General features: G+C 72.0%; 15 protein-coding genes. 9 read left to right on the forward strand and 6 right to left on the reverse strand.

Annotated features, from left to right (window positions below; all coding sequences use genetic code 11):
* From ACZ5SK_RS33350 to ACZ5SK_RS33360, 3 genes are all read right to left on the reverse strand, one after another.
* On the reverse strand, window positions 1-1,065 hold the full coding sequence (locus ACZ5SK_RS33350) for a hypothetical protein (RefSeq protein WP_334577546.1): 1,065 nt from the start codon (window positions 1,063-1,065) through the stop codon (window positions 1-3).
* Window positions 1,066-1,349: 284 nt separating this feature from the next.
* Window positions 1,350-1,802: an SCO4983 family protein gene (locus tag ACZ5SK_RS33355; protein WP_334577545.1), complete on the reverse strand. Its 453-nt coding sequence runs from the start codon at window positions 1,800-1,802 to the stop codon at window positions 1,350-1,352.
* Between the two features lie 131 nt (window positions 1,803-1,933).
* Window positions 1,934-3,145, reverse strand: a complete 1,212-nt coding sequence (locus ACZ5SK_RS33360) for a pyridoxal phosphate-dependent aminotransferase (RefSeq protein WP_334577544.1) — start codon at window positions 3,143-3,145, stop codon at window positions 1,934-1,936.
* Window positions 3,146-3,270: 125 nt separating this feature from the next.
* Here ACZ5SK_RS33360 and ACZ5SK_RS33365 point away from each other — a divergent pair, with 125 nt between their 5' ends.
* Both ACZ5SK_RS33365 and ACZ5SK_RS33370 read left to right on the forward strand, forming a co-directional pair.
* Window positions 3,271-3,903 (forward strand): hypothetical protein, encoded by a 633-nt coding sequence (locus ACZ5SK_RS33365; protein WP_468576796.1) that lies wholly within the window; start codon window positions 3,271-3,273, stop codon window positions 3,901-3,903.
* Between the two features lie 304 nt (window positions 3,904-4,207).
* Complete coding sequence (locus ACZ5SK_RS33370) at window positions 4,208-5,107, forward strand: S1 family peptidase (RefSeq protein WP_457495452.1); 900 nt, start codon at window positions 4,208-4,210, stop codon at window positions 5,105-5,107.
* A gap of 22 nt (window positions 5,108-5,129) precedes the next feature.
* Here ACZ5SK_RS33370 and ACZ5SK_RS33375 read toward each other — a convergent pair whose 3' ends face one another.
* Both ACZ5SK_RS33375 and ACZ5SK_RS33380 read right to left on the reverse strand, forming a co-directional pair.
* On the reverse strand, window positions 5,130-6,755 hold the full coding sequence (locus tag ACZ5SK_RS33375; RefSeq protein ID WP_334577541.1) for an N-acyl-D-amino-acid deacylase family protein: 1,626 nt from the start codon (window positions 6,753-6,755) through the stop codon (window positions 5,130-5,132).
* Window positions 6,756-6,766: 11 nt separating this feature from the next.
* The gene (locus tag ACZ5SK_RS33380) at window positions 6,767-8,041 is read right to left on the reverse strand and encodes an amino acid deaminase (protein ID WP_468576797.1); all 1,275 of its coding nucleotides are present in this window, start codon (window positions 8,039-8,041) and stop codon (window positions 6,767-6,769) included.
* A 138-nt stretch (window positions 8,042-8,179) separates the two neighbouring features.
* Here ACZ5SK_RS33380 and ACZ5SK_RS33385 point away from each other — a divergent pair, with 138 nt between their 5' ends.
* From ACZ5SK_RS33385 to ACZ5SK_RS33405, 5 genes are all read left to right on the forward strand, one after another.
* The gene (locus ACZ5SK_RS33385; protein ID WP_334577539.1) at window positions 8,180-9,313 is read left to right on the forward strand and encodes a sugar kinase; all 1,134 of its coding nucleotides are present in this window, start codon (window positions 8,180-8,182) and stop codon (window positions 9,311-9,313) included.
* Complete coding sequence (locus ACZ5SK_RS33390; RefSeq protein WP_079660071.1) at window positions 9,310-10,074, forward strand: IclR family transcriptional regulator; 765 nt, start codon at window positions 9,310-9,312, stop codon at window positions 10,072-10,074. The genes ACZ5SK_RS33385 and ACZ5SK_RS33390 overlap by 4 nt, the downstream gene beginning before the upstream one ends.
* Window positions 10,075-10,085: 11 nt before the next feature.
* Window positions 10,086-10,496, forward strand: coding sequence for a RidA family protein (locus ACZ5SK_RS33395; protein WP_079664811.1), 411 nt, complete (start codon window positions 10,086-10,088; stop codon window positions 10,494-10,496).
* Window positions 10,497-10,666: 170 nt separating this feature from the next.
* Complete coding sequence (locus ACZ5SK_RS33400; RefSeq protein WP_468576798.1) at window positions 10,667-12,145, forward strand: GntP family permease; 1,479 nt, start codon at window positions 10,667-10,669, stop codon at window positions 12,143-12,145.
* Window positions 12,146-12,222: 77 nt separating this feature from the next.
* Window positions 12,223-12,846, forward strand: coding sequence for a hypothetical protein (locus ACZ5SK_RS33405; protein ID WP_334577537.1), 624 nt, complete (start codon window positions 12,223-12,225; stop codon window positions 12,844-12,846).
* On the opposite strand, the gene ACZ5SK_RS33410 is transcribed toward ACZ5SK_RS33405, so the two are convergent.
* Window positions 12,843-14,213: a M14 family metallopeptidase gene (locus tag ACZ5SK_RS33410; RefSeq protein ID WP_468416259.1), complete on the reverse strand. Its 1,371-nt coding sequence runs from the start codon at window positions 14,211-14,213 to the stop codon at window positions 12,843-12,845. The genes ACZ5SK_RS33405 and ACZ5SK_RS33410 overlap by 4 nt on opposite strands.
* 304 nt (window positions 14,214-14,517) lie before the next feature.
* Between ACZ5SK_RS33410 and ACZ5SK_RS33415 the strand changes: the two genes are divergently transcribed.
* Both ACZ5SK_RS33415 and ACZ5SK_RS33420 read left to right on the forward strand, forming a co-directional pair.
* On the forward strand, window positions 14,518-16,941 hold the full coding sequence (locus ACZ5SK_RS33415) for an ATP-binding protein (RefSeq protein ID WP_468576799.1): 2,424 nt from the start codon (window positions 14,518-14,520) through the stop codon (window positions 16,939-16,941).
* Window positions 16,942-17,023: 82 nt separating this feature from the next.
* Window positions 17,024-17,980 carry an anti-sigma factor RsbA family regulatory protein gene (locus ACZ5SK_RS33420; RefSeq protein ID WP_468156775.1) on the forward strand — a complete coding sequence of 319 codons (957 nt, stop codon included), beginning with the start codon at window positions 17,024-17,026 and terminating at the stop codon, window positions 17,978-17,980.
* The last annotated feature ends 31 nt before the right edge of the window (window positions 17,981-18,011 follow it).

Raw genomic sequence — 18,011 nt, forward strand, 5'->3', positions numbered from 1 at the left:
CTATCCGCGCGCCCGTCGCGCCAGCTCGTGCAGCACCGTGGAGGTGGGCACGGGCGCCTGGCGGACGCCGGTCAGTTGCTGCTTGAGGTAGGTGGTGGCCGAGGCGAACTCGGCGGCGACGCCCTGCGGGCGGAACCCGTGCCGGATCTCCAGCTTGCGCAACTGCGGGTCGCTGGAGAGGAGTCCGGCGAGAGCCGCGCCGTTCTCGGTGAGCGGGACGGCGGTGTGGTCGCTGTTGACGGTGGTGTCCGGGTAGAGGACCACCAGGTCGTCCGGCTGCTGCCCGCCCGCCAGAAGCGAGGCGACCTGTGACTCGTAGACCAGGACGAGCGGGTTGCCGGCGCCGCTGACGAAGTCCCGGAACGCCGCGTCCGTGCTGGACTGCTGGGCGCCCTGGACGCTCACCAGCTTCTTCAGCAGGGGTGCCGTGCGCCCGACCTCGGCGTCGCTCGCGACCACCTTGCCGCCGTTGGCGACGTAGGACGCGGCGGCGAGGTAGAGGGCGCCGGAGTTGGAGGTCTCCGGGTCGGTGCTGGAGAGGTAGAGAGTGCCTGTCAACTCCCCGTATTTCCCAGCGCCCTTGAGCTGCTGCCAGGTCCGGTCGGCGCGGGCCGCGTCGAGATATGCGGCCATTTTCAGCGTGCCGCGGTGGGCGGCGTCGAGCGTGGCCAGGCCGTTGCCGGCGAGCACCGCGGCGGCGCTCTTGTGCGCCACGACGACGAGCGGCGAGTAGAAGGGGCGGGGGAGGGTCCCCGTCACCTTGTACTTCGCGGCGAGCTCGACGGCGGGCGCCTGGCTGCTGGGGAAGGCGAGGTCGAAGCCCCTGAGGTCCAGGCCCTCCATGGCCCAGGACCCGGAGGTCTCGGCCTTGACGGTGTAGCCCTTGGCGGCGAGGGCCTTCACCACGTCGGGATCCGCGAAGAACTCCGCCTTCTCCGACCCGATCACCATCCGCACGGTCTTCGTTGCCGTGCCCTTGTCCTCATCACTGCGCCCCGCGACGACGGCTACCACCACACCCGCCATCAGCAGCACAGCGAGGACGATTCCTGCGATTCGTCTCACAGGTGGAGCGTGCTCCCGGAACCCCACATTCCTGGGCGGTTCGGGTGAACGGACGGTGACGCCCCGGCCCCGGCACTGCAACGCCCCAGGGGCGCGGGCCGTGTCGATCTGCGGCTCCGCCGCGTGGGCGCGATCAGCCACAAGGCACCCGCACTCGCAAAGTAAGCGCGACCCCTATGGCGAAAAGGCGTCGTGGCTCAAGCCAACGCAGTGCATGGCGCCCGGTCCGCGCGTCGCTGCGGGTGCACGCGGACCGGGGCCGTTCATGGTCCCCCGAAGGGGAGTCAGCCGGCGGTGCTCAGTTCCTTGTTCTCCGCGTTCTCCACCAGTGCCGCGGCGTGCGCGTCCATGCGCCGGGCCGCGAGGATCGCCGAGGCGGTGTCCGCGCGGGACGCGGCGACGAGGAGGGCCCGGCCCGCCAGGGCGTGCGCCCGCTCGTGCAGGGCCGTGAGGTGCGGCTGCGCAGGGGCGGTGGGGTGAGGGGCCGAGCGGACCGGCGTCCGCCCTCCCCGCAGCCGGGCCACCTGCTGCGCGAGCCGGGTGCCCGCGGTGTCCAGGTCGGCGGACGGGGCCGTCGCGTACAGCTCGTCGGTGACGGCGAGCAGCGCCGCGAGATGACCGGCGAGCTGGATGTCCAGCTCCTCCTCGCGGGAACGGTGGGGGAAGTCGGAGGATGTGCCGGCCATCGCGATGTGGGCAGACCCTCGGGAAGAAGGCGTGCGGATCGGTTCGTACATGAGGATGGCCTCCTGTGATCTCAGGAAACCATCCTACATTAGATCTCGTCTAAGGTTGGGTCGTCCGGGCGTCGTCCGGGCGTCCTCCGGGGGTCCTCCGGGGGTCCTGGAGTCGTGCCCCGTACTCGCGGCTACGGCTGGCCGTAGCCGTCCAGGAAGCGGCCGATCCGGCCCACCGCGTCCCGCAGGTCCGTCGCCGTCGGCAGGGTGACGACCCGGAAGTGGTCCGGCTCCGGCCAGTTGAACCCGGTGCCCTGGACGACCATGATCTTCTCCTGGCGGAGCAGGTCCAGGACCATCCGCCGGTCGTCCTTGATCTTGAAGACGGTGGGGTCGAGGCGCGGGAAGAGATACAGCGCTCCCTTCGGCCGCACGCAGCTCACCCCCGGAATCTGCGTGAGCAGCTCGTACGCCGTGTCCATCTGCTCCTTGAGCCGGCCGCCCGGCAGCACCAGGTCGTTGATGGTCTGCCGCCCGCTGAGCGCGGCGACCACGCCGTGCTGCCCCGGCATGTTCGCGCACAGGCGCATGTTCGCCAGGATCGTCAGGCCCTCGATGTAGGAGTCGGCGTGTGCCCGCGGCCCGGAGATCGACATCCAGCCGACCCGGTAGCCGGCCACCCGGTACGCCTTCGACATGCCGTTGAAGGTGAGGGTGAGCAGGTCCGGGGCGACCCTGGCGGTCGGGGTGTGGGTGGCGCCGTCGTAGAGGATCTTGTCGTAGATCTCGTCCGAGCAGACCAGGAGGTTGTGCCGGCGCGCGATGTCGGTCAGCCCGCGGACCATCGCCTCGTCGTACACGGCGCCCGTCGGGTTGTTCGGGTTGATGATGACGATCGCCTTGGTGCGGTCGGTGACCTTGCGCTCGACGTCCGCGAGGTCGGGCATCCAGTCGGCCTGTTCGTCGCACCGGTAGTGCACGGCGGTGCCGCCGGAGAGCGAGACGGCGGCGGTCCACAGCGGGTAGTCGGGTGCGGGGACGAGGACCTCGTCCCCGTCGTCCAGCAGTGCCTGCATCGCCATGACGATCAGCTCGGAGACGCCGTTGCCGATGAAGACGTGCTCGACGTCCGTCTCTATGCCGAGTGTCTGGTTGTGCATCACGACGGCCCTGCGCGCGGCCAGCAGGCCCTTCGCGTCGCCGTAGCCGTGCGCCGAGGAGACGTTGCGGAGGATGTCCTCCAGGATCTCCGGCGGGGCCTCGAAGCCGAAGGCGGCCGGGTTGCCGGTGTTCAGCTTGAGGATGCGGTGACCAGCCGCTTCCAGGCGCATCGCCTCCTCGAGAACCGGGCCCCGGATCTCGTAACAGACGTTGGCGAGCTTGGTCGACTGGATCACCTGCATGTCTGGGAGCTTACGGCTCGGTAACGCGTGCCGGGGGGTGTTTTCCGCCACGTGAGACGGGTGTTTTGCACACTTATCGCCGGTGGCTGTCCCACGGGCCACACCTGTCCCTACAATCCGCGCCCATGTCGACGCCAGGCGAGAACGCCACACCCCCGGTGCGGCCGAACGTGTACCACCCGTACGAGGCCGCCGACCCGACCCCGTACGAGGAGTACCGGGACCCGGCGGCCGCGCACGGCTGGGAGAACGCCTACGACGAGACGACCGAGTTGCCCCGGGTCGCCCCCGCCCGGGCGGAGCAGGGCGGCCGCGCGGAGTCGGGCGGCCGCGCGGACCGCCGGCGCGCCGCGCGCCGGACGGGCGGCAGGCGTTCACGCCGGGTGATCGTCGCCGTCGGGGCGGTCTCGCTGGCCGCGGCGATCGCCGGGTACGCGGGCTGGTCGTCCGGCGACGCGAAGAGCGGGGAGACGCATACCGGGAGGCCGGACGAGGGGTCGGCGGCGCCGACGGCCGCGGGGAGCGCGCAGAGCGCGTCCGGCACCCCTCGGCCGGAGTCGGCCGCCGCCGGCCCGGCCGAGACGTCGCCCTCGCCCTCCGCCGCCCCTGCGAGCCCCTCGCGGAGCGCGGTCACCGGCGCCGGCACCGGCACGAGTGCGCCGCCGCCGCCCACCGCCGCCTCCCGGACCCCCACCCCGACGGCCACGGCCGGGAACGGCGGCCGGGGTCACGGACGCGGAGGCGTCAAGCACCGCTAGACCGTGTCCCGGCACGGGTCAGGGCACGGTCAGGGCAGGGTCCGGACCAGGGCGGTCACGGCGTAGAGGACGACGGCCGGGCGCGGAGAGTCCCTTCCGCGACAGCCCCGCGCGGGTCGGCCTCGCCATGCCAGGGCTCGGGCGAGGGGGCGGGCGGGCGGCCGTGCTCCCCTCGCCGCGGCTGAAAACAGGCCCTTGATCTCTCCTCCTATGACACTAACAATGCGCATGACAAAACAGGTGTGACACAGCATTGGGCGGCCGGAAGATCTCCGGTCGCCTTGTCGTAAGAGGGGACCCCCACATGAGAAAGCCTCTCGTCGCCGCGTTCTTCGCCCTGGCCATCGCCGGGGCGGGCGCGGCCCCCGCGGTCGCCGCACCGGTGAGCGCGGCGCCCGCCGCCTCGGCATCCGCGATCGCGGTCAAGGCGGCCACCACCGCGGCCACCAAAACGGCCACGCCCACGCTCAAGGCCGTCAACCTCGCCGGGACCGTCGCGCTCAGCAACTGCTCCGGCTCGGTCATCCGCTTCCCGAACTCCCTGGACACCGCCCCGGCGCTGGTGCTCTCCAACGGGCACTGCCTGTCGACCGGCTTCCCGGAGCCGGGCGAGGTGCTCGTCAACCAGGCGTCCAGCCGGACCTTCGGGCTGCTCAACTCCTCCGGCACCCGGGTCGCGACTCTGCGCGCCAGCAAGCTCGCCTACGGGACGATGACCGACACCGACGTGTCGATCTACCAGCTCACCAGCACCTACGCGGCGATCAGGAGCTCCTACGGGATCTCCGCGCTGACCGTGCAGGACACGCACCCGACCGCCGGCACCGCCATCACCGTGGCCTCCGGCTACTGGAAGACGCTCTACAACTGCAACGTCGACGGGTTCGTGTACCGCCTGAAGGAGGGCGACTGGACCTGGAAGGACTCGGTCCGTTACACCTCCGCCTGCCAGACCATCGGCGGCACTTCGGGCTCGCCGGTGATCGACCAGTCCACCGGCAAGGTCGTCGCCGTCAACAACACGGGCAACGAGGACGGCGAGCGCTGCACCGAGAACAACCCGTGCGAGGTCGACGCGAGCGGCAACGTCGTCGTCCGTGAGGGCATCAACTACGCCCAGGAGATCTACCAGATCCCGGCCTGCTTCACGACCGGCAACCAGCTCAACCTGAGCGCGAGCGGGTGCGTCCTGCCCAGGCCGTAAGGCCGAGCGGAGGGGCGTTCCGTCACACGGGACTGCGACGGACCGCCCGCCCCGCCAGCACATCCGTGCGCCTGCCGTCCTCGATGACGAAGCGGCCGTCGATCAGGACGTGCGGGATGCCCGTCGGGAGCGTGCGGGGGGCCTCGTAGGTCGAACCCGCCGCCACCGTGCCCGCGTCGAACAGGACCAGGTCGGCCCGGTGGCCCTCGCGGACCAGGCCGCGGTCGGGCAGGCGCAGCCGCGCTGCCGGGCGGCCGGTCAGGTGGGACACGCACTCCTCCAGCGACAGGATCCCCAACTCCCGTGCGTAGCGGCCGAGATAGTGCGGGAACGTGCCGTAGGCGCGCGGATGCGGCTTGGCGCCGACCAGGACACCGTCCGAGCCGCCCGTGTGGACGCGGTGGCGCATGATCGTGCGGACGTTCTCCTCGTGGCCCACGTGCTGGAGGATCGTCGGGGCCAGCCGGTCCTCCAGGAGCAGGCGGCGGGCCGTCGTCCAGGGCTCCTCGTCCCGCCGGGCCGCCGACTCCTGGACCGTGCGGCCGACGTGGTCCACCAGGCGTTCGTCGCCCACACCCGAGATCTCGACCGTGTCCCAGTCGACGGGCACGCCGTGGCAGCCGTCCGCGCCGGTCACCTCCATGTCGTGGCGGATCCGGGCGGCCGTGTCGTCGTCCGCGAGGCGGCGCAGGATCTCCCGGGGGCCGCCCTCGCTCGCCCAACTGGGCAGCAGAGCGGCGAGAGTGGTACAGCCCGGGGTGTAGGGGTAGGTGTCGAGGGTGATGTCGGCGCCGGCGTCCAGGGCCTTGTCCAGGAGGCTCAGGAGCTGCGGGGCACGGCCCTCGTTCACGCCGAAGTTCATGGTGGCGTGGGCGAGATGGAGCGGGCAGCCCGCCGCGCGGGTCAGCTCCACCATCTCCGCGTACGCCTCAAGCGCGCCGGCGCCGTAACTGCGATGGTGCGGGCAGTAGTAGCCACCGTGGCGCGCCACCACCCGGCACAGTTCCGTCAGTTCGGAGTCCGGCGCGTACATGCCGGGCGTGTACGTCAGGCCGGACGACAGGCCGACCGCGCCCTGCTCCAGGCCCTCCGCGACCAGTCGCCGCATCCGGTCCAGCTCCCGGGGCGTCGCCGGGCGGTCCTCCCAGCCGACGGCGAGGGCGCGCACCGTGCCCTGCGGGACCAGATAGGCCGCGTTGACGGCGATGCCCTCGCCGTCGAAGCCGTGGTCCAGACGGTCCAGGTACTCGCCCACCGACCGCCAGTCGAAGTCGAGGTCGTCGCCGTAGCCGTTCCAGCCGGTGATGGCCCGGCGGACCTCCTCCAGGGTGCGGTCGTCGACCGGGGCGTACGACAGCCCGTCCTGGCCGAGGACTTCCAGGGTGACGCCCTGCGCGGCCTTCGCACTGTGGTCGGGGTCGCGCAGCAGGGCGAGGTCGCTGTGGGCGTGCATGTCGATGAAGCCGGGTGAGAGGGTCAGGCCCTCCGCGTCCAACTCCCTTACGGCCTTCGGGCGTTGGCAGCCCGCGGCGGCGGCCTCCTTGACGATGGCGACGATCCGTCCGTCGTCGATCAGCACGTCCGCGCGGTAGGAGTCCGCGCCGGTGCCGTCGACGACGTCCGCGTCCCGGATGACGAGGTCTTCCATCGCTGCGGCTCCTAGAAGAACGTGCGGATGTAGTCGACGACCGTGCCGTCCGCCTCCGCGACGGGGATCAGCGGCCACTTGTCGAACGTCGTGCACGGATGGGACAGGCCGAGGCCCAGCCAGTCGCCGACCCGCAGGTCCGCCTCCCGCGTGGTGCGCAGCCAGGCGTGCTGGTCGGAGAGCCCGGTCACCGAGACGCCGGTGGCGGGGCGTTCCGTGCCGTCCCGGCGGACCAGCTGGGCGAAGGGCAGGTCGAGGTCGTAGGCCGCGTCCCGCTTGCCCGCGTTGACGAACGCCTGGTCGGGGGAGGGGCGGGAGACGACCTGCGTCCACAGGCGGAACGCCGGCTCCAGCGCGCCCTCCTGCGGCACCCGGTTGAACGGGGTCAGCTTGCGGTAGTGGCCGTCGTCGTGCGACACGTACGCGCCGGAACGCAGCAACTTGCATACGGGCGCGGACAGTTCGGGGATCTCGGCGAACACCTCCGCCACCGTGTCGAACCAGGCGCTGCCGCCCGCGCTGACCACGATCTCGTGCAGCCCTGCGAACCGGCCCGCCTTGTCGAAGTCGGCGGCCAGCGCGACCAGCCGGTCCAGCCACGCCCGCACCCGCTCCGGCGTCGCCTGCGGCACCTCGCCCTCGTAGCCCGCGACGCCGGCCAGCCGCAGCGACGGGACGGCGGCCACCGCGTCCGCGACCAGCGCGGCCTCCGCCTCCGTACGGACCCCGGTGCGGGCGCCCTCGCCGGCGGCCAGTTCGACGACGACGTCCAGGGGCCGGCCCGCGTCGGGCAGCGCCGCGCCCATCAGCTCGACCCCGCGCACGGAGTCGACGTAACAGACGAACTCGAAGTCGGGGTCGGCGTCCAGCTCGGCGGCGACCCAGCGCAGGGACACCGGGTCGACCAGCTCGTTCGCCAGGAAGATCCGCTGCACCCCGAACGCCCGTGCCACCCGCAGCTGGTGCGGCACCGCGAGGGTGATGCCCACGGCGCCGTGCTCGATCTGGCGGGCGAACAGCTGGGGGGCCATGGACGTCTTGCCGTGCGGGGCGAAGACCAGCCCGTGGCGGGCGGTGTACGTCTTCATGAGCCGCAGGTTGTGCTCCAGGCGCTCGGCGGAGAGCGTCAGCACGGGCGTCGTGAAACCGCCGGTGAAGAGGTTGCGGCGCTGGGCGGTCAGCTCGCCGACGGTGAGGCCGTCGGCGTCCGGCGGGAGGCCCTTGAAGCGGTGGTCGACACGTTCCTCGGCCAGTCGGGCGAGCGCCTCGAATGCCTCGGTACCCATGGAACCTCCCTCACCAGGAGCGTTGCATGTCATGCAACGTCCATTGCGTATGTCGTTTGCTGCTGTCTAACATCTCGGCCAACGCGGGGTCAACGGAACCGCCCGCACCGGCACGGGAGCTAGGGAGCTACGAGGATCGTGACCACCACTGGACCCTGCAATGCCCCCGGCGTCGTGGACGTCGTCGCGCTCGGCGAGTCCATGGTCACCTTTCTGCCCTCCCGGCCCGGCCGCCTCGCCGACGTGCCGTCCTTCGACCGGGGCATCGGCGGCGCGGAGTCCAACGTGGCCTGCGCGCTGGCGGCGGCGGGACACACGGTGCGCTGGGTCAGCCGGGTGGGCGCGGACGGGTTCGGCGACCATCTCGTCGAGACCATCGCCTCCTACGGCGTCGACGTGACCTCCGTACGCCGGGACCCAGCCCGCCCGACCGGCGTCTACTTCCGCACCGCCGGGGACCGCGCCACCGACGCGCACGAGGTCGTCTACTACCGGGCCGGCTCCGCCGCCTCCGCGATGTCCGTGGCGAACACGGACCTGACGGCGGTGCGGGCGGGCCGCGTGCTGCACCTCAGCGGCATCACGGCCGCCCTCTCCGGGGACTGTCTGGGCCTGCTGCGGGAACTGACGGCCTGCCGGCCGGGACGCCCGCTGATCTCCTTCGACGTCAACCACCGGTCCGGGCTGTGGCGTGACGCCGACGGTCCGCGCGTGCTGCTGGAACTGGCACGCGCCGCGGACCTCGTGTTCGTGGGGGAGGACGAGGCACAGGAGGCGTGGGGAGTCACGGGCGGCCCCACAGCGATCAGCGCCCTGTTGCCGGAGCCGACCATGCTGGTGGTGAAGCAGGGAGCCCGGGGAGCGACAGCCTTCGCGGGCGGATGCGACGGCGGCGCCCCGTCGGCGCCGGGCCGCGCGCACCGGCTCAGGCCCGCGCCGACCCCCGGCGCCGGAGAGCCGACGGTCACCTTCGAAACCGCCCCGATGGTTCAGGTGAGTGCGGCGGTCGGCGCCGGGGATGCCTTCGCCGCCGGGTTCCTCTCCGCCACCCTGCGCGGGCTGCCCGTGCGCGACCGGCTCCGGCACGGACACCTGATGGCCGCAGCCGCCCTCACCGCCCCCGGCGACCTCGCCGTCCCCCCGACGCGCGCACACGCCGACCGGCTGGCCGCCCTCGACCCCGACGCGTGGGGGACACTTCGACTCGGCCCCGGCTGGACGCACACCGAAGACCGGGAAGGCCGGGCCGAAGAGGAGGTACGCACCCCATGAGCCAGACCGTCGACCGCGCCCTGAGCATCCTGCCGCTGCTCGCCGAGGGACCCGCCGACCTCGGACAGGTCGCCGACCGCCTCGGCGTGCACAAATCGACGGCCCTGCGGCTGCTGCGCACCCTCCACGAACACGGCCTCGTCTACCGCCAGTCCGACCAGCGCTACCGCCTCGGCGCCCGCCTCTTCGCCCTCGCCCAGGAGGCGATGGAGAACCTCGACATCCGCGAGATCGCCCACCCCCACCTCGTCCGGCTGAACGAGTCCTGCGGGCACACCGTGCACCTCGCCGTCCACGAGGAGGGCGAGGTCCTCTACATCGACAAGGTGGAGAGCCGCTACCCGGTCCGCATGTACTCGCGGATCGGCAAGCCCGTCGCCATCACCGTCGCCGCCGTCGCCAAGCTGCTCCTCGCCGATCTGCCGGAGCCCGAGCGGCGGGCGGTCGCGGAGAAGCTCGACTACCCCCTCTACACGGCCCGTTCCACCCCCAACGCCCCTGCTTTCCTGAGGGAGTTGGAGAAGGTGCGCGAACAGGGCTGGGCCACCGACCTCGGTGGCCACGAGGAGTCCATCAACTGTGTCGCCGCGCCGATCAGAGGCGCCGACGGCCGGGTGGTCGCCGCGATGTCGGTCTCCGCGCCGAACGTCGTCGTCACCGCCGACGAACTCCTCACCCTGCTCCCGCTGGTGCGCCGCGCTGCGGACGCCATCAGCGGCGAGTACTCCGGCAGGACACCGATCAAGGAAGCCACCTCATGACCGAGAAGACCGTGACCGAGAAGATCGCGCTCACCCCGAAGACCCACACCACCCCGCCCGCGAAGTTCTCGCACGGTGTCCGCAAGGGCAACATCCTCCAGGTCGCGGGCCAGGTCGGCTTCCTCCCCGCCGAGGAGGGCAAGCCCCCGACGCCGGCCGGCCCCACCCTGCGCGAGCAGACCCTGCAGACCCTCGCCAACGTCAAGGCGATCCTGGAGGAAGGCGGCGCGAGCTGGGACGACGTGATGATGATCCGCGTCTATCTGACGGACACGGGCCACTTCGCCGAGTTCAACGAGCTCTACAACGCCTACTTCGAGGCCCAGCCCCTCACCGCCCCGCCCGCCGCCCGCACGACGGTCTACGTCGGCCTTCCCGCGGGACTCCTGGTCGAGATCGACGCACTCGCCGTCCTCGGCTGATCCGCTGACGCTCCCGCAGCTCCCGCAGCTCCCGCAGCTCCCGCAACTCGCGAAACTCCGGCAACTCCGGCTACTCCCGCGCCCCGTATGCCGGGACGGCGCACCACCCCGCGCCGTCCCGCGGTACCCCCTGCCCGAAAGCAGTATGCGCCTACCCAGAGGACCCCCCGATGTCCCCCTTCCTCGCGGCATCCGCTCCCACCCAGGCCCCACCCCACACCGGCGGCCTGCTCCTGCTCGTCGACGGCACCGCAGGCCTCCTCACGGTCGCTGCCCTCGGCATAGCTCTCCTCCTCTTCCTGATCATCAAGGTCAGACTCCAGCCCTTCGTGGCCCTCCTGGCGGTCTCCACAACCGTCGGCCTGCTGGCCGGCCTGTCCGTGACCGAACTCTTCGGCACCGTCCAGCGCTCGGACGCCGTCTCGACCATCGAGTCCGGCAGGGGCGGCATCCTCGGCCATGTCGCGATCATCATCGGCCTGGGCACGATGCTCGGCGCGGTCCTCGAAGTCAGCGGCGGCGCAGAGGTGTTGGCGTCCCGGCTGCTGGGGCTGTTCGGCGAGCGGCGCGCCCCGCTCGCCATGGGCCTGACCGGCCTGATCTTCGGCATCCCCGTCTTCTTCGACGTCGGCATCTTCGTGCTGGCCCCGATCGTCTACGCGGCCGCCAAGCGTGGCGGCAAGTCGATCCTGCTCTACTGCCTGCCGCTGCTCGCCGGCCTGTCCATGACCCACGCGTTCCTGCCCCCGCACCCGGGCCCGGTCGCGGCCGCCGGCCTCCTCCACGTCGACCTCGGCTGGGTCATCCTCATGGGCGTCGTCTGCGGCATCCCCGCGGTGCTGGCGGCCTGGGCGTACTCGGCGTGGATCGGCCGCCGCATCTTCGTCGCCGTGCCGCAGGACATGGTCGAGGCGGCGGCGGAGGCGAAGCAGGCGGTCGTCGAGGAACAGCGGGCGCAGGGCGTGGTCCCGCGCGAGGACCCCGTGCCGCTCGGCACGGTCGTCGGCATCATCGGCACCCCGCTGGTGCTGATCCTGGCGGCCACCTTCTCCTCGATCGCCCTTGACCCCTCCACCGGCCGCTCGGTCGTCGAGTTCTTCGGCAGCCCGTTCGTGGCGCTGACGATCGCGCTGCTCCTCGCCTACTACCTGCTCGGCATCCGGCGCGGCTGGTCCCGCAAGTCGCTGGAGACGGTCTCCACGGCCTCGCTGAAGCCGGTCGGCAACATCCTGCTGGTGGTCGGCGCGGGCGGGATCTTCGGCGCGGTCCTCAAGGCGAGCGGGGTGGCCCAGGCCCTGTCGGACACCTTCAACGACGTCGGCCTGCCGGTGATCGTCCTGTCGTACCTGATCTCGGTGGTGCTGCGGGTCGCCCAGGGCTCGGCGACGGTGGCGATCGTGACGACGGCGGGCATCGTGGCGCCGCTGCTCGCCGAGGGCGACCACTCGCAGGCCTTCGTGGCCCTCGTCATCATGGCCATCTCGGCGGGCTCCATTTTCGCCTCGCACGTCAACGACGGCGGCTTCTGGATGGTGGCCAAGTACTTCGGCATCAGCGAGCGCGACACCCTCAGGACGTGGACCGTGCTGGAGACGGTGCTGTCGGTGGCGGGGTTCGTCGTGGCGGCCGTATTGAGCCTCTTCGTGTAGGTGTCTCGTGTAGGCGTCTCATAACGAAGTTGGGGCTGGCTGTGTCCGGCACAGGATCTTCGACCATACTTCCCGCTGTGGAGCAGCAGCGGATAGGTTCGAGCAGCCAGCCCCTGGAGGGCGAGCCCCTGAAGGGCGCCGGATTCGACCCGGCCTTCATCCCCGGGCTCACGCCGCCCGCGATCGCGGAGCCGGAGGACACCGAGCCGGCCGAGAAGGTCGAGGCGGCGGACGAGGCGGATGTGGCCGAGGACGAGGTCGTCGAGGGGACACAGACGCACACCCCGGCGGCGGAGACCGCCGAGGACGAGTCCGCCGAGGACGAGTCCGCCGACGGTCCCGTCTTCGAGGCCTCCGACCGTCGTGCGCGGATCGCCGCCGACGCCAAGGGCGTCCGGCTCCGCCTCGACGAGGAGGAGTGCGAGTTCCGCTGGGACGAGATCGGCGCGATCGAGACCGAGGCGCCGCGCTTCGGCAAGCGGTTCACCATCACGGTGCACACCCCTGACCGTCGCTGGTACCCGATCGAGATCGAGGCGACGGCCAGGGCGCGCTTCAAGGAGTGGGACGAGCAGCTGGACGCGGTCCTCGACGCCTACTTCGAAGACGGCGAGGAAGACACCGAAGCCAAGGACGCCGAAGCCGAGGATGCCGTAGCCAAGGACGCCGAAGCCACGGACGAAGCCAAGGACGCCGACTAGCTGCAGTACTGGCTCTGCTTCCCGATCGACCGGTACATACAGTCCGCGTTCTCGAGAAGTTGCAGCACCGCGTCCCGGTTACGGGAAGTCTCCCGCTCGATGACCTCGTCGGGCGGGTAGAACCCGCCCCCGGAGCTGGACGACGGATACATCTCGAACGTGTAGTCGAAGATCTTCTGCGTGCCCCAGAGGTAGTCGTCGATCGACCCGTCCGTGATGTACAGGTCGCTGGACTGCTCCGGGGTGTACCCGTTGCTCGCGGCCATCTTCTGTCCGATGGCCTTGAACGCGGCGTTGTCGTCCGCGGTCATCCCGGTCGCGGTGTCCGCGCCGGTGTACCCGAACGGCCACAGCACCAGCTCGCTGTAGGTGTGGAAGTCGATCCCGGCGGTGATCTGCTGCTTCCCGCCCACGACCCGGCTGCGCACGAAGTCGGCGACGACCTTCACCTCGGGCGCCGACTCGGCGGACGCGCCCCGGTAGGTCTCCGAGGACGTGGACCCCGAAGAGCCGCCGCAGCAGCCCCACTTGTAGTTCCAGTTCCGGTTGAGGTCCGTGCCGACGTACGAGGAACCGGAGTTGGGCTGCCGGTTCTTGCGCCACGAGCGGTAGGAGCCGGTGGCGATGTCGTACTCGCCGCCGTCCGGGTTGAGGTCCGGGACGATCCAGATCTCGCGCCCGTTGACCATGTTGGTGACGCGGGAGTCGGAGCCGTAGCCGGCGCCCAGCTCGCGGATCAGGTACAGGGCCATCTCGACGGTCATGTGCTCGCGGGCGTGCTGGTGGTGGGTGAACAGCACCTCCGGCTCGGCCTCGTCGGTGCCGACGTTGTCGCTGATCTTGACGGCGATGATGTCCCGGCCGCCGTACGACTTGCCGATGACCCGTTTGCTCATGATGCTCGGGTAGGCGGCGATGCGCTGGTCGATCTCCGCCGTCATCTCGGCGTAGTTGTGGTACTTCGAGTCGGCGGACGGGAAGTCGTAGAGCCGCACCTCGTTCTCGGCGATCCGGTTGGGCGCCGAGCCGAGCAGGGAGACCTCGTAGCCCTGTGTGCGCAGCTTCTTGATCTGGTCGGCGCGCCCGGAGACCACCACCGTCTCCTCGTCGGCCTCGTCGACGCTGACCCCGGACGCGGCGATCGCGGTGCGCATGCCGGGCGTGCTGTGGGCGATGTGGATCTCGTACTGGCGGATGTCGTCGGCGGAGGCCGTCGGCTTGGGGGCGCCGCCCGCCGCGGCCTCGGTGACCGTCGCCGAGAGCGGTGCGGCGAGGGCGAGGGCCAGCAGGGTGGCGAGCGCGGCGGTGCGTCTGCCGCCGCGGGCGCCGAGGGCGCCGGATCCTGAGCCGCGAATGCGAAGTCGCATGAACTCTCCTTGTGGGGAGCGGTTGTGGGGGGCTGTGCGCTTGCTGTGTGCGGCGGTGCGGTGCCGCTCATCGTCGGGGCATGGCATGAGCAGGTCAAGAGACGACAAAGGGACGGTTGGCTTGAATCATGCGCAACCGTGAGCGACCGGCCGCGCAGTGTAGCCACGGTCGCACCTTCGGAAGCGGATCCTGCGGAAGTACGCCCAAGCGTGTGAGGCGGGAGTGCATATATGTACGGCCCGGGGGAGGCTGAGGGCTCGCGCGGGAACCCACCGCATCACACCCCCAGAGGACTGGCTGATCATGGGCGGATCAGCGCCGCGCCGGGACTGTCACCTGCCGGTGGAGACGACCAGCTTCGTCGACCGGCGCGGCGAACTGGCGGCAGGGCGCGAACTGTTGGCCAGGGCCCGGCTGGTCACCCTGACCGGCCCCGGCGGCGTCGGCAAGACCCGCCTGGCCGGCCGGATCGCGGCCCGCGTGGCACGGGCCTTCCCCGACGGCGTCCGCTTCGTGCACCTCTCCGGCCTGCATGACCCGACCCTGGTCCCCCTCGCGGTCGCCGACGCGCTCGACCTGCACGACCACTCGGCACGCCCGCCCCTGGACGCACTGGTGGAACGCCTGCGCGACCGCCGCGTCCTGCTGGTCGTCGACAACTGCGAGCACCTGCTGTCCTCCTGCGCGACGCTGGCCGGCGCCCTTCTGCGGGGCACCGCCGGGGTGCGCATCCTCGCCACCAGCCGCCACCGCCTCGGCCTGACCGAGGAACACCTGATGGACGTGCGCCCGCTGCCCGTCCCCGACCCGGACGGCGACCTGACCGCGGCCGACGGCTACCCGGCGCTGGCCCTGTTCGCCGACCGGGCGGCCGCGGTCGTCCCGGGCTTCCGCCTCACCGCCGCGAACCGCGCCTCGGTGGCCCGCCTCTGCCGGCGCCTGGACGGCCTCCCCCTCGCCATCGAACTGGCCGCGGTCCGCATGCGCGTCCTGGACGTCCCCCAGCTCCTGACCCGCCTCGACGACCGCTACCGCCTCCTCAGCACCGGCAGCCCCACGGTCCCACCCCGCCACCAGACGCTGCGCGCGGCCGTCGACTGGAGCTACGACCTCTGCGACGCACACGAACAACTGACCTGGTCCCGCCTGTCGATCCTCCCCGGCACCTTCGACCTGGACACGGCGGAGGCGGTCTGTGAGACAGGGGCGGTCTGTGAGGCGGAGGCGGTCGGTGAGACGGGGGCGGTCGGTGAGGCGGGGGTGGGGGAAGGCGACGTCCTCGAAGCCGTCGCCGGACTGGTCGACAAGTCCGTCCTGTCCAGGGAGTCCGGCCCGGCGGGCACCGTCCGCTACCGCCTGCTCGACACCCTCCGGCATTACGGCCTGGAGCGCCTGCGCGAACGCCCGGGAGAGGAGCACGCGGTCCGGGTCCGGCACCGGAACCGGATGCAGCAGCAGGCCGACGCCGCCGAGAAGCACTGGTTCGGCCCCGCCCAGGCGGACATCGTCGCCCGCCTCCGCACCGACCAGGACAACCTCCGCAGCGCCCTCGACTTCAGCCTCACCACCCCCGGCGAATCCCTCGCGGGCCTACGCCTCGCAGGCACCCTCTGGTTCCACTGGCACGCCTGCGGAGCCCCCCGAGAGGGCCGCTACTGGCTGGACCGCGCCCTCGAAGCCAACCCCGACCCCACCCCCGAACGGGTCCGCGGCCTGTGGGTCGCCGGTCTCCTCGCCGGCTGCCCGGAGGACCTCACCCGAGGCCGTCACCGGGCGGAACAGGCCCGTGCCCTGGCCCACGCCCTCGGCGACACGGCCGAAGCGGCCCACGCCGACTACGTCGTAGGCGTCATCCGTCTCTTCAGCGACGACCTCACCGGCGCCCTCGACCACTTCCGCGCCGCCGCCGACCGTGGCCGCGTCCCCGGCCAGCACCTCAGCCTCGTAGGCCTCGACCGTGTCGAACTGGCCTGCGCGCTCGCCTTCCTGGGCCGCGCCGACGAGGCCATCGCGGTCTGCGAGCAGACCCGCGCCCTCTGCGCCGAGCACGGCGAGCGCTGGGTGCTGTCGTACGTGGAACGGATCCTCGCGCTGGCCCACAGCGTGCGCGGCGACTGGGCGCAGGCGCAGCGGCACGCCAGGGAGGCGATGCGTCTCAAGCACGCCGTCCACGACGTCCTGGGCATGGGTCTCACCCTCGACCTGCTGGCCCGGATCGCGGCGGCCCGCGAAGCCCACGAGCGCGCGGCCGTCCTCCTCGGCGGCGCCGACCGCGCCTGGGCGGACGTCGACCGCGACCGCTGGGGCGCGGCCTGCCTCACCTCCACCCGCCGCACCACAGAGGAGCGCGTCCGCGAGGCCCTCGGCCCCACCGCGTTCCGCCGGGCGTACGACCGCGGAGCCGCCCTCTCCCTCGCGGACGTGGTCGCCCTCGAACTGAAGGAGAGCAGCGACAGGGACAGGGACAGGGACAGGAGCGAGGGCAGAGGCAGGACCGAGGCCGAGGCCGAGACCGACGCCGAAGCCAGGGAACTCCTCTCCGAGCGCCTCACCCGCCGGGAGGCCCAGGTGGCCGAACTCGTCGCCGACGGGCTCGCCAACCAGCAGATCGCCGACCGCCTGGTGATCGCCCGCCGCACCGCCGAAGGACACGTCGAACGCATCCTCAGCAAGCTCGGCTTCAGCAACCGCAGCCAGATCGCCGCCTGGGTGACTGCCCAACGCTGACCCGCCCGCACCCGTAGACGACCGCCCCGCACCGCATCCAGCCACCCACCCACTCACCCACCCGATGGGGGACCCCGGACCCATGACCGCTCAATCCGACGCCACAGCCGCCGCCCCAGGCACGTTCGACCACCGCATGTCCGTCTCCGCCACCGACGAGGCCTTCGTCGCCGCCGCCCTCCCCTTCCTCGCCGAGGGCCTGGCCGCCATCGAGGAGCCCCCGCCCGTCGCCATCGTCGCCCCCGACAAGCTGGACCTCCTGCGCGACGCCCTCGGCGCCGACGCGAAGGACGTCGGCCTCGTCCCGCACACCGACTGGTACACCGGCTCCGCCGCCAACGCCATCGCCCGGGCGGCCACGCACGTCGCCGCGTACGCCGGCCCCGGCGGCCGGGTCCACCTCCTCATGGAGCCCGTGTGGAACGGCCGGGCCGGCCGTTCCCCGCGCGAGAGCGCCGAGTGGATCCGCTACGAGGCCCTCGCCAACCTCCTCTTCGCGCCGACGGCGACCACGGCCATGTGCGTCTACGACACCCGCACCGCCGGCTCCGCCCTCATCGAGGCGGCCCGCCGCGCCCACCCGGACAGCGGCGTGTACGAGGACCCGTTGCGCCTCGCCGCCGAGCTGGACGCCGTACCGCTGCCTCCGACCCCCGCGGACGCCGTACCGCTCGCCGACCCCGCGCCGGACGTCGTCCGGGCCTGGGCGGCGGGCCGTGGGCTGGCCGCCGTCGACGCGGAGTTGTTCGCCACGGCCGTCGCCGAGGCGGCCTCGCTCGCACCGGTCACCGGCGCGCTGCTGTGGGGCGAGGCCCCCGGCTGCGTCTGCGAACTGCTGCTGGCCCGCCGCCTCGACGACCCCCTCGCCGGCTTCGTCCCGCCGCCGACCGCCGAGTTGGCGCCCGGCCAGGGCCTGTGGTTCGCCCGCCAGGTGTGCGCGTACGTGGACGTCCGCGAGCCGAGCGCGGGCGCGGGAGTCGGTGACGGTGCCGTTCCCGGTGCCGGTGCCGGGACGACCGTACGACTGCAGTATGCGTAGCCGGTGCGGACGTGGCCTCTCGACAGGTACG

Source organism: Streptomyces sp. NPDC031474 (assembly GCF_055581185.1).